General features: G+C 72.1%; 7 protein-coding genes. 3 read left to right on the forward strand and 4 right to left on the reverse strand.

The genetic code is table 11. The features are described 5' to 3' along the window. On the reverse strand, positions 1 to 690 hold a 690-nt coding region (locus AB0B40_RS25940; protein WP_362265824.1), incomplete at its 3' end, for a maltotransferase domain-containing protein. Between the two features lie 331 nt (positions 691 to 1,021). On the opposite strand from AB0B40_RS25940, the gene AB0B40_RS25945 reads away from it, so the two are divergent. Further along, a complete protein-coding gene (locus AB0B40_RS25945) occupies positions 1,022 to 3,640 on the forward strand; it encodes a glycosyltransferase family 1 protein (protein ID WP_345047185.1) in 2,619 nt (872 codons plus the stop codon). A 91-nt stretch (positions 3,641 to 3,731) separates the two neighbouring features. Here the strand turns inward: AB0B40_RS25945 and AB0B40_RS25950 are convergent, their stop codons facing one another. From AB0B40_RS25950 to AB0B40_RS25960, 3 genes are all read right to left on the reverse strand, one after another. Next, on the reverse strand, positions 3,732 to 4,253 hold the full coding sequence (locus tag AB0B40_RS25950) for a DUF1990 domain-containing protein (RefSeq protein ID WP_362265825.1): 522 nt from the start codon (positions 4,251 to 4,253) through the stop codon (positions 3,732 to 3,734). A gap of 86 nt (positions 4,254 to 4,339) precedes the next feature. Continuing rightward, positions 4,340 to 6,001, reverse strand: coding sequence for a M4 family metallopeptidase (locus tag AB0B40_RS25955; RefSeq protein ID WP_345047181.1), 1,662 nt, complete (start codon positions 5,999 to 6,001; stop codon positions 4,340 to 4,342). A gap of 252 nt (positions 6,002 to 6,253) precedes the next feature. After that, complete coding sequence (locus AB0B40_RS25960; protein WP_345047179.1) at positions 6,254 to 8,293, reverse strand: M4 family metallopeptidase; 2,040 nt, start codon at positions 8,291 to 8,293, stop codon at positions 6,254 to 6,256. Positions 8,294 to 8,671: 378 nt separating this feature from the next. Between AB0B40_RS25960 and AB0B40_RS25965 the strand changes: the two genes are divergently transcribed. Together AB0B40_RS25965 and AB0B40_RS25970 are read left to right on the forward strand one after the other, a co-directional pair. Next, positions 8,672 to 10,456, forward strand: coding sequence for an ABC transporter ATP-binding protein (locus tag AB0B40_RS25965; protein ID WP_362265827.1), 1,785 nt, complete (start codon positions 8,672 to 8,674; stop codon positions 10,454 to 10,456). Then, complete coding sequence (locus AB0B40_RS25970) at positions 10,453 to 12,309, forward strand: ABC transporter ATP-binding protein (protein WP_362265829.1); 1,857 nt, start codon at positions 10,453 to 10,455, stop codon at positions 12,307 to 12,309. Before AB0B40_RS25965 ends, AB0B40_RS25970 begins: the two co-directional genes overlap by 4 nt. Positions 12,310 to 12,319 lie beyond the last annotated feature (10 nt).

Raw genomic sequence — 12,319 nt, forward strand, 5'->3', positions numbered from 1 at the left:
CTCCCGCAGCGGATGACGGGCCAGCACCGCCCCCACCTCCGGCGACAGCGCCGCCGCCAGGCGCCAGGAGGGCGGCCGGCTCTCGTCCCGCAGGGCCGCCACCGCGTCCAGGACGCGCTGCCGCTCCGCTTCCGGGACTCCGGCGGCGGCACGCTCGTACAGCTGTGCGCCCTCCGCCAGGACCAGATCGCTGTCGATCCCGGCCGGGATCTTGATCCGGGCGTGGTGCCGCCAGGTGGCGAGCGGGTCCGACCATGCCTCCACCGTGTAGGTCCAGCGGCCGGGTTCACCCGCGGTGACGGTGGCGCCCCAGCGGTCGGTGCCCGGGGCGAGTTCCCGCATCGGCGTCCAGGGGCCGGCCCTGCCCGCCGGGTCCCGCAGCACCACGTTCGCCGCGACGGCGTCATGGCCCTCCCGGAACACGGTGGCCGACACCTCGAAGGACTCCCCGGTCACGGCCTTGGCGGGCCTGCGGCCGTGCTGGACCACGGGGCGTACGTCGAGGACGGGGATGCGGCCCGTGGTGGTGGCCGCGTCCGGGGAGGACCGCTCCCCGGCGCCGGGCGGGCCGGCGGCGGGCGGAGGGGCGGCGCCGGTCGGCGGCACACCCTTCCTGCCCGTCGTCTTCGTTCCTGCTGCCTTGTTCCTGCTGCTTGTCTGGGGTGCTGACGAGTGGTGCGTGGCGGGCATGACCGCTCCTGTCCGCTTCAACGTGGGTGTGGGCGGATGGATATGGGGAGGTGGGTCCTGCGGACGTGCTGTGGTGCTGCCGTGGGGTGTGTACCGGAGGAGCCTTCCCACCCGGTTCGGGTGGGCAATCCGGCACTTTGTTAACTACTCACGCGTATGTCTACGCACAAGACCGGTCCCTTTCTCCAGGTGCCCGGTGTCCGGGTGTTGACGCCTCCCCGACACCCGGCCGGTACGTCCCCACCGACCGTGCGGTAACCACTACCGTCGAAGGTGACGACGAGACGTACAGCTCGGTGCGTCTCACCGCAACGCGTCCCGAGGTAGGAATGTGAAGGCGATCCGCCGGTTCACCGTCCGTCCCGTTCTCCCCGACCCCCTCCGGCCGCTCAGCGACCTGGCGCGCAATCTGCGCTGGTCCTGGCATGCGGAAACACGTGATCTGTTCCAGTCCGTCGACGCCGAGGCATGGGCCGCGGCCGGCGGCGACCCGGTACGGCTGCTGGGCAGCGTGCGTCCGGCCCGGCTGGCCGAGCTGGCCGGGGACCGGCGGTTCCTGCGCCGCCTCACCGCCGCCGCCGACGATCTCGACGACTATCTGACCGGCGACCGCTGGTACCAGGCCCAGTCCGACGGCCTGCCCGCCGCAGTCGCCTACTTCTCCCCGGAGTTCGGCATCACGGCCGCGCTCCCGCAGTACTCCGGCGGCCTCGGCATCCTCGCCGGCGACCACCTGAAGGCGGCCAGCGACCTCGGGGTGCCCCTGATCGGGGTCGGTCTTCTGTACCGGCACGGGTACTTCCGGCAGACCCTCTCCCGGGACGGCTGGCAGCAGGAGCACTACCCGGTCCTCGACCCCAACGAGCTGCCGCTCACCCAGCTGGACGAGCCCGACGGCACCCCGGCCCAGGTGTCCCTCGCGCTGCCCGGCGGCAGGGCGCTGCGCGCCCGGATCTGGCTGGCGCAGGTGGGCCGGGTGCCCCTGCTGCTGCTCGACTCCGACGTGGAGGAGAACGACCTCGGCGAACGCGGGGTGACCGACCGGCTCTACGGCGGCGGCAGCGAGCACCGGCTGCTCCAGGAGATGCTGCTCGGCATAGGAGGTGTGCGGGCCGTACGGACGTACTGCCGGCTCACCGGGCACCCGGTGCCGGAGGTCTTCCACACCAACGAGGGGCACGCCGGGTTCCTCGGCCTGGAGCGGATCGCCGAACTGTCCGCCGACGGCATGGACTTCGACTCCGCGCTGGAGGCCGTGCGGGGCGGGACGGTGTTCACCACGCACACGCCGGTCCCGGCCGGCATCGACCGCTTCGACCGGGAGCTGGTCGGCCGGCACTTCGGCCCGGACGCCGAACTGCCGGGCATCGACGTGCAGCGGATCCTCGCGCTGGGCATGGAGACCTACCCGGGCGGCGAGCCGAACCTGTTCAACATGGCCGTGATGGGGCTGCGGCTGGCCCAGCGGGCCAACGGGGTGTCCCTGCTGCACGGGCAGGTCAGCCGGGGCATGTTCGCGGGCCTGTGGCCGGGATTCGACGCCGAGGAGGTGCCGATCACCTCGGTGACCAACGGGGTGCACGCGCCGACCTGGGTGGCGCCGGAGGTGCTCCGGCTCGGCGCCCGGCAGATCGGCGCCCAGCGGGCCGAGGACGCGCTGGCCGTCGGCGGTTCCGAGCGCTGGGACTCGGTCGCGGACATCCCGGACCAGGAGATCTGGGAGCTGCGCCGTACGCTGCGCGAGCAGCTGGTGCTGGAGGTGCGCGAGCGGCTGCGCGTGTCCTGGCGGCAACGCGGCGCCGGGAACGCCGAGTTGGGCTGGATCGACGGGGTCCTGGACCCGGACGTGCTGACGATCGGGTTCGCGCGCCGGGTGCCGTCGTACAAGCGGCTGACGCTGATGCTGCGCGACCGCGACCGTCTGATGGAAATGCTGCTGCATCCCGACCACCCCGTGCAGATCGTGGTCGCGGGCAAGGCGCACCCCGCGGACGACGGCGGCAAGCGGCTGGTGCAGGAGCTGGTCCGGTTCGCCGACGACCCGCGGGTGCGGCACCGGATCGTCTTCCTGCCCGACTACGGCATGGCGATGGCGCAGAAGCTCTATCCCGGCTGTGACATCTGGCTGAACAACCCGCTGCGGCCCCTGGAGGCGTGCGGCACGAGCGGGATGAAGGCCGCCCTCAACGGCTGCCTCAACCTCTCGGTGCTGGACGGCTGGTGGGACGAATGGTTCCAGCCGGACTTCGGCTGGGCCATCCCGACCGCGGACGGGGCGGGCACGGACGCCGACCGGCGCGACGACATCGAGGCGGCGGCCCTGTACGACCTCCTCGAACAGCGGATCGCGCCGCGCTTCTACGAGCGCGGGCGGGCCGGGCTGCCCGACCGCTGGATCGCGATGGTCCGCCAGACCCTGTCGCTGCTCGGCCCGAAGGTGCTGGCCGGCCGTATGGTCCGCGAGTACGTCGACCGGCTCTACGCCCCCGCCGCCCAGGCGCACCGCGCGCTGACCCCGGACACCGCCCGGGACCTGGCCCGGTGGAAGGCCCGGGTGCGGGGCGCCTGGCCGGGGGTGAGCGTCGACCACGTCGAGACGACGGCGACGACGGCCACGGCGGAGCTGGGCAGCACGGTGGGGCTGCGGGTCCGGGTGGACCTGGGCGAGCTGAGCCCGGACGACGTGGAGGTGCAGGCGGTGTCCGGCCGGGTGGACGCGGAGGACCGCATCACCGACGCCGCGATCGTCCCGCTGAAGCCGGCCGGCGCCCCCGACCTGGACGGCCGCCTGCTGTACGAGGGCCCCCTCTCCCTGGACCGCACCGGCCCCTACGGCTACACGGTCCGCATCCTTCCCACCCACCCCCTCCTCGCCTCCGGCGCGGAACTGGGCGTGCTGGCGGTGCCGTCGCAGGAGGTGGTGGAGGGGGCGGGGATGCTGCTGAGGTGACGTGTGGCGTGCGGGATCCCCGGGTCCGGGGGTCCCGCACCGCTCACGGCACGGACGGGGGCCGGCCCGGCCGGGGCACGGGCGCGCCGGTTCAGGCTTCCGTCACGTCCGCGCAGAGTCTGCGCAGGACCACCCCGCACCGGCGCGCGTAGGCGTGCTGCAGCCCCCGGGTCGCCGGGCCGCCCGCGCGGGCGTACCACTTGGCCGCCCTGCTGAACGCCGCGACGGTCAGCCAGACCGTGCCGTCGCCGGTCCGGTCGACCACGAAGGCCTCCTCGCCGCACTCGGGGTGGCCTTCGAGGGTGCCGTAGGCCCAGCCGGCGTGCCGGGGTTCCTCCACCGTCCAGATGATGCGGCAGGGGGCCTTGACGACGCCGGCCAGGGTGACCGTGACATCGACTCCGGGGGCCGCGCGGTCGGCCGTGGCATCGATACCGACGCCCAGCGCGCGGTGCATCTCCCAGCTCAGGACCGCCTCGGCGGCCCGCTGGAACACCTCCCGGCCCTCGCCGAGCCGGGTGCGGACGAGCATGGGGTGGAAGCCGGGCGGGCAGAAGGTCGGGTCGTCGCGGGTCGCACCGACCGGCTCATAGGTGAAGGGCGCCGAGGACATGGGTCCCAAGCGTAGGGCGGCACCCGGGGGGTCGTCCTCCCGGGTGCCGCCCGATGCCTGGTCCGGCCTGGTCCGGCCGGAAGACCCTAGTTGACGTTGACCGCCGACCAGGCCGCCGCCACCGCCTTGTACTCGGCGCTGGTGGAGCCGTACAGGGCCGACGCCGCCGACAGGGTGCCGGCGCGGGCCGACTTGTAGTTGGTCGTCGACGTGAAGTACGTCGTCAGCGCCTTGTACCAGATCTGCAGCGCCTTGTCCCGGCCGATGCCGGTGACCGTGGAGCCGTTGGACGTCGGGGAGTTGTACGACACGCCGTTGATCGTCTTCGCGCCGCTGCCCTCGGACAGCAGGTAGAAGAAGTGGTTGGCGACACCGGACGAGTAGTGGACGTCCAGGTTGCCGACGGAGGAGGACCAGGAGTCCGCCGAGCCGCCGTCCTTGCTGGGCTTGTCCATGTAGCGCAGCGGGGTACCGTCGCCGTTGATGTCGATCTTCTCGCCGATGAGGTAGTCGCCCTTGTCGGACGCGTTGTTGGCGAAGAACTCCACGCCGGTGCCGAAGATGTCGCTGGTCGCCTCGTTCAGGCCGCCGGACTCGCCCGAGTAGTTGAGGCCCGCGGTGTTGGCGGTGACGCCGTGGCTCATCTCGTGGCCGGCCACGTCCAGCGAGGTCAGCGGGTCGACGTTGCCGGAGCCGTCGCCGTACGTCATGCAGAAGCAGCTGTCGTCCCAGAAGGCGTTCACGTACGCGTTGCCGTAGTGGACGCGGGAGTAGGCGCCGACGCCGTTGTTCTTGATGCCGCTGCGGCCGAAGGTGCTCTTGTAGAAGTCCCAGGTCTCCGCCGCGCCGTAGGCGGCGTCCGCGGCCGCGGTCTGGTCGGAGGAGGAGCTGGAGGCGGTGCCGGTGCCGAAGACGTTGCTCGAGCTGGCCACCAGGGTGCCCGTGCCGGACGTCCTGCGGGCCAGGTTGTAGGTCTTGTGGTTGCCCCGCGCGCTGTCGGTGAGCTGGTAGGTCGAGCCCGACTGCACGGTGTTGAGGCTGACCGTGCCGGAGTACAGCGTCTTGCCGGTGCCGGTCGCGTTCTCGATGCCCTGGTACTCGAAGAGCTTCTTGCCCGTGGCGGCGTCGGTGATGACGTGCAGCCGGTTGGGGGTGCCGTCGTCCTGGAGACCGCCGACGACCGTCTCGTAGGCGAGGACGGGCTTGCCGGAGCCGGCCCAGATCACCTTGCGGGCGCCGTCCGAGGTGGTCTTGGCGGAGCCGAGGGTCCTGGCGGCGGACACCGCCTGCTTCTCCGCCTTGGCGGCGGTGATCTGCGGCTTGAGCGAGGCCACCTTGATGGCGGACTTGGTCGCTCTGGTCACGCCCTCGGTCCTGCCGGACTTGGCGGTGTGCACGACCAGGTCGCCGCCGAGGACCGGGAGGCCGCCGTAGGTGCGCTCGTAGCGGGTGTGGACGGTGCCGTCGACGTCCTTGACGACGTCCTTGACGACCAGCTTCTCCTTGGCGCCGAGGCCTATCTGCCGCGCGGTGTCGGCGGCGCCGGCCTGGGCCTGCCGGACCAGGGTGGTGCGGGCAGCGGCGGACAGCGTGGTCGGGGCGGCGGCCAGGGGCTTGGCGGCGGCGGCTCCGGCCGGGGTCTGGGCGCTGGCGCTGGTCGTCACACCGGTGGAGATGAGGGCTCCGGCGGCGACAGCGGTGGCGACGGCCAGAGTGGTGCGCTTGTGACGCGCGTAGAGGGGGCTCACTCAAAGCTCCTTCTTGTGGGGAGTCCGGTCAGCGTGGGGTTACTGGCCGGCTGCTATGGGGGTTGAGAAGTTGCTGTGCTGCTGCGGCGGGTGGAGAGAGAGTGACATCAAGGGCGCGTACATGTCAGGACCCTGAAGTGATGTTGGCGAAAAATCGACTGTCCGATAAACGTTTCCGCTATGTGAACGGGCGCCGCCCGAGGGTGCTCCACCCTCGGGCGACGCCGTGATTCCGGGCCCGCGTGAGGCGGTTTACGGGAATGTCAGCTTCCAGCCGTTGATCGTTCCCGTGTCGTACGTGGCCTGATCCTGTACCCGCAACTTCCAGGTCCCGTTGGCCGGTTCCGCCGAGGCGTTGACCGTGTAGGTCTCGTTCACGTTGTCCGCGGAGTCGGAACTGCTGAAGTTCTTCAGGCGGTACGCGGTGCCCGACGGGCCGACGAGGTCGATCACCAGGTCACCCCGCCAGGTGTGCGTGATGTCGACGGCCACCTGGAGGTTGCTCGGCGCGTTCCCGGTCCGGCCGGAGACGGTGATGTTCGAGGTGACGGCCGGCCCGTTGTCCGGGACGGCCACCGGCGTGGTGTTCTCGTACGACGTACCGCCGCCGCCCCCGCCGCCGGAACGCGAGCCGACCGCCACGCCCGCCCAGGCGTCCTGCACCGCCTTGTACTCGGCGCTGGAGGTGCCGTACAGCTCGCCGGCCGCCGCGAGGGTGCCGGTGCGGGCGCCCGCGTAGTTGGTGGTGGACGTCCACTTGGTGGTGAGCGCCCGGTACCAGATCTGCAGCGCCTTGTCCCGGCCGATGCCGGTGACCGGAAGGCCGTCCGCCGTGGGCGAGTTGTAGCTGACGCCGTTGATGACCTTGGTGCCGCTGCCCTCGCTGAGCAGGTAGAAGAAGTGGTTCGCCGGGCCGGACGAGTAGTGCACGTCCACGCCGCCGATGCCCGAGTACCAGCTGTCCTTGGACGCGCCGTCCTTGCTGGGCTTGTCCATGTAGCGCAGCGGGGAGCCGTCGCCGTTGATGTCGATCTTCTCGCCGATGAGGTAGTCACCGACATCGGAGGAGTTGTTGGCGTAGAACTCCACGCCGGTGCCCATGATGTCGCTGGTCGCCTCGTTCAGGCCGCCGGACTCACCGCTGTAGTTGAGGTTCGCGGTGTTGGCGGTGACGCCGTGGCTCATCTCGTGGCCCGCGACGTCGATCGCGGTCAGCGGCTTGGCGTTGCCGGTGCCGTCACCGTAGGTCATGCAGAAGCAGCTGTCGTCCCAGAAGGCGTTCACGTACGCGTTGCCGTAGTGGACGCGGGAGTAGGCGCCGACGCCGTTGTTCTTGATGCCGCTGCGGCCGAAGGTGTTCTTGTAGAAGTCCCACGTGACCGCGGCGCCGTAGTGGGCGTCCGCGCCCGCGGTGGCGGCGTTGGAGTTGGTGCCGTTGCCCCAGGTGTCGTTGGTCTGGGAGAACAGGGTGCCGGTGCCGGAGGAGCCGTGGTTCAGGTTGTACGTCTTGTGGCCGCCGCGCGCCCCGTCGGTGAGCGTGAAGTTCGAGCCCGACTGGGTCGTGGTCAGCGTGACCTGCCCGCTGTACTGGGTGTTGCCGATGCCGTTCTTGATGCCCTGGTACTCGAAGAGCTTCTTGCCCGTGGCGGCGTCGGTGATGACGTGCAGCTGGTTGGGGGTGCCGTCGTCCTGGAGGCCGCCGACGACCGTCTCGTACGCCAGCACGGGCTTGCCCGTCGCCGCCCAGATCACCTTGCGGACGCTGTCCGCGGCCGACCTGGTCCCGCCGAGGGCCTTCGCCCGCTGCACGGCCTGCTTCTCCGCCGTGGCCTTCGCCACGGCCGGGGTGAGGCCGGCGACCTTCACCGTCGCGCTCGTGGCCTTGACCACGTCCATGGTCTTGCCCGACTTGGCGGTGGTCACGACCAGGTCGCCGCCGAGCACCGGCAGGCCCGCGTAGGTCCGCTCGTACCGGGTGTGCAGCGTGCCGTCGGCGTCCTTGACGACGTCCTTGACGACCAGCTTCTCCTGCCCGCCCAGGCCGATCTGGCGGGCGGTGGCGGCTCTGCCGGCGTCCGCGTGGCGGATCAGCTCGGCGCGCTGCGAGGGGGTGAGCCTGAGCGCCGCGTGGGCCGGGTCGGCCTTGCCGGCCTGCGGCTGCGCCGGGGCGGCGCTGGCCGCGCCGGACTGCACGGCGGCGGCGATCAGGGCGGCGACGCCGGCGAGGGCGAGGGCGGCGGTGCGGCGGTGCGGCGTGTGGGAGGTGCGTCCGCGAGAGGAACTGCTTCTCAACACTGACTCCTTCTGCGGGACCGCGGGTCGCGCGGCCAGGGGAGCCGGACGGTGGGTTGGGACGTCCGGGCAGAACAGGGCGTTACGCGGAACCAGGTGCAGGTGCGGGTGCTGAGCCGGCCCACACAGGTGTGCAGAAGCTGTGGGGTTGCTGTGAGTCGGCCAGGGAAGAGTGGCAGGAGATCTCACTACCTGTCAGGACCGCGTCATGAATTTGGCCGGAAATGGTCCGTTGACCGGATGTTCATGTTCGATATGCGAACTGTTGGAAGGCCGCGCGCCGCGCCCCGCGCGCACCGGTCCCAGGGCCGGCGGCCGAGCCCGGCCCGGCCGAAACTCAGTGGGCGATGTCAGCGGCGGTCCGTACGCTCGCGATTGATGCCGACCACACGTGCAACCACCGACCGCCCCGCCGTACGCACCCTGCTCCGGCTGTGGCCGTACGTCCGCCCCGTGCGCGCGCGGCTGTTCACCGCCGCGTTCGTCGCGGTGATCGCCTCCTGCACGGGACTGGTGATCCCGCTTATCCTGAAGTGGATGGTCGACGGGCCGGTCGCCGACCGCGACCCCGCGGGCGTCCGGCTCGGCGCCCTGTACCTGCTGCTGCTCGGCATCGCCGAGGCGGTCCTGTTCGGCATCCGGCGCCGGCTCGTGGCCCGGCCGCTGTCACACGTCGAGGCGGAGCTGCGGGCCGGCCTCTACCGCCGTCTGCAACGCCTGCCCGTGGCCTTCCACGACCGGTGGGCGTCCGGCCAGCTGCTCTCGCGCGCCACCACCGACCTGATGCTGCTCCGCCAGTTCCTGGCCTTCCCGTTGACGTTCCTCTTGGTCAACGGCGTGACGATCCTCGTCGGCCTGGTGATCATGCTGATGCAGGACTGGGCGCTGGGACTGGTCATCCTCGGCCCCGCCGTCCCCGTCATGTGGACCTGCATGGTCTTCGAACGGCGGTACGCGCGGGTGGCGCGGCGCGCCCAGGACCAGATCGGGGACCTGACGACGCTGGTCGAGGAGAGCGTGCTCGGCATCCGGGTGATCAAGGGCTTCGGCCGCCACCGCGGCCAGGCGCGCGCCTTCCGCGAACTCGCCGGCCGGCTCCGGGGCACGGAACTGCGCAAGGCGCGGCTGCTGGCCACCATCTGGGCCGTCATCGTGACGCTGCCGGAGGTGGCGATCGGGGCGGCGCTCGTGCTCGGCGCGGTGCGGGTGGCCGACGGCGACCTGTCGGCGGGGACGCTGGTGGCCTTCCTGAGCACCGCGCTCGCCCTGCGCTGGCCCGTGGACTCCATCGGGTTCCTGCTGGCGATGAGCCAGGAGGCGGCCACGGCGACCGAGCGGTACTTCGAGGTGATGGACGAGGAGCCGGAGGCGACCGGTGCCGAGGCCGGCCGTACCGCCGGGGCGGCGCGGGCGGGTGAGACCGGGCTGCGCTTCGAGGACGTCTCCTTCCGCTACCCCGACGCTCCCCCCGGCTCCCCGCCCCTGCTCACCCACGTCGACCTGCACATCCGGCCCGGTGAGTCCATGGCCCTCGTCGGGGCCACCGGCAGTGGCAAGACCACCCTGACCGCCCTCGTCCCCCGCCTGCACGAGGTCACCTCCGGCCGGATCACGCTGGGCGGCGTGGACATCCGGGCGATGACCCGCGAGGACCTGCGCACCAGGGTCGCCGTCGCCTTCGAGGAACCCACCCTCTTCTCGGCGAGCGTCGGCGAGAACGTGCTCATGGGCGCCCCGGACGGCGCCGGGGAGCCGGAGCTCGACCGGGCCCTCGCCCTCGCCCAGGCCGACTTCGCGCACGCGCTCCCGCAGGGCACCGGCACCCGCGTCGGCGAGCAGGGCCTCAGCCTCTCCGGCGGGCAGCGCCAGCGGCTCGCGCTGGCCCGCGCGGTGGTCGGCCGGCCCGAGTTCCTCGTGCTGGACGACCCGCTGTCCGCCCTGGACGTGCACACGGAGGCCGCCGTGGAGGCCGCGCTGCGCCAGGTCCTCGCCGACACCACCGCGCTGATCGTGGCCCACCGCCCGTCCACGGTGCTGCTCGCCGACCGGGTCGCCCTGCTCTCGGGCGGCCGGATCGCCGCCGTCGGCACCCACCAGGAACTGCTGCGCCACAACGCCGAGTACGCCCGTCTGATGTCCGGGGAACAGGAGGACTCCCGTTGACCGCCACGACCGCCTCCACCCCGGCCGCCGCCGACGACGAACACGCCCGCACCCAGGACCCGGGCGACCCCTTCGACCGGGACGTCCTGCCCGCCCCGCCCGGCGCCACCGCCGCCCTGCTGCGCTCACTCCTCGCGCCGAGGAAGGGCCGGGCCGCGCTCACCGCGCTCCTGCTGCTGCTCCAGCAGGCGGTGACGCAGGCGGGCCCGCTGCTCGTGGCGTACGCCATCGACACCGCCGTACCGGCCTTCCGGGACGACCGGCACGGTCCGCTCGTCGCGGTCGCCGCCGGCTGTCTGCTGTGCGCCCTGGCCGCGGGTGCGCTGCAGTTCGCGTTCATCGAGACCTCCGCGCGGGTCAGCCAGGACGTGCTGCTGGACCTCAGGGGCAGGATCTTCCGGCACGCGCAGTCGCTGAGCGTCGACTTCCACGAGCGGTACACCTCGGGCCGGCTGATCTCCCGGTCCACCACGGACGTCGAGTCGCTGCGCGAACTCCTCGACGAGGGGCTCCAGGAACTGGTGACCGTCGTCCTGTCCTTCGTCTACATCTCGGCGCTGCTGCTCTGGCTGGATCTCGGCCTCGGCGCGGTCGCGGTGGCCTCCTTCGTGCCGCTGTACCTGCTCGTCCGCTCCTACCAGCGGCGCGCGGGGCGGGTGTTCCGGGCGCGGTCCACGGCGATCGCCGCGGTGATCGTGAAGTTCGTGGAGACGATGAACGGCATCCGGCCGGTGCGCGCCTTCCGCCGGGAGGCCGCCAACGACGCCGAGTTCGCGGTGCTGAACGAGCGGCACGAGCGCACGAACGGGGACGCGCTGCTGGAGATGGCCCGCTATGTGGTCGGCTCACGGCTGGTGGCCAACACGGCGGTCGCGGCGATCGTGCTCTGGGGCGCCTCCCGGGTGGCGTCCGGCTCGCTGGAACTGGGCGTGCTGGCGGCGGCGGTGCTGTACTTGCGCCGGCTGTACGACCCGATCGACCGGCTCGGCATGTTCCTCAACTCCTACCAGTCGGCCGCCGCCTCCCTGGAGAAGATCGCCGGGCTGCTGGCCCGCACACCGTCGGTGCCGGAACCGGCCCGGCCGCGCGGACTCCCGCCGCTCGAGGGTGCCTCACCCGGGCGCGAGGTCGTCTTCGACGGAGTGCGGTTCGGCTACCGCACCGGGGGCGAGGTGCTGCCCCGCTTCGACCTCACCCTCCCCGCCGGGCAGACGGTCGCCGTCGTCGGCTCCACCGGCGCCGGCAAGTCCACCCTGGCCAAGCTGCTCGCCCGCTTCTACGACCCCTCCGCCGGGCGGGTGCTGCTGGACGGCGTGGACCTGCGCGAGCTGGCGACGCCCGAACTGCGGCGCGCGGTGGTCATGGTGACGCAGGAGGCGTTCCTGTTCTCCGGCACGGTCGCCGAGAACATCGCCATCGGCCGGCCGGACGCCACCAGGGAGGAGATCGAGCGGGCCGCCAAGGCGATCGGCGCGGACGAGTTCATCAGCGCCCTGCCCGACGGCTACGACACCGACGTCCGCAAGCGCGGTGGGCGCATCTCCGCCGGCCAGCGCCAGCTGGTCGCCTTCGCGCGGGCGCTGCTCGCCGATCCGGCGGTGCTGATCCTGGACGAGGCGACCAGTTCGCTGGACGTCCCCGGCGAGCGGGCGGTGCAGCGGGCGATGTCGACGGTGCTGCGCGGCCGTACCGCCGTGGTGATCGCGCACCGGCTGTCCACCGTGGAGATCGCGGACCGGGTGCTGGTGATGGAGCACGGCCGGGTCGTCGAGGACGGCCGCCCGGCCGACCTGATCGCGGGCACGGGCCGCTTCGCCGACCTGCACAGGGCGTGGCGGGACAGTCTGGCCTGACCACCCCGGC

The sequence above is a fragment of the Streptomyces sp. NPDC042638 genome (assembly GCF_040647235.1).
Lineage (GTDB): Bacteria > Actinomycetota > Actinomycetes > Streptomycetales > Streptomycetaceae > Streptomyces > Streptomyces rameus.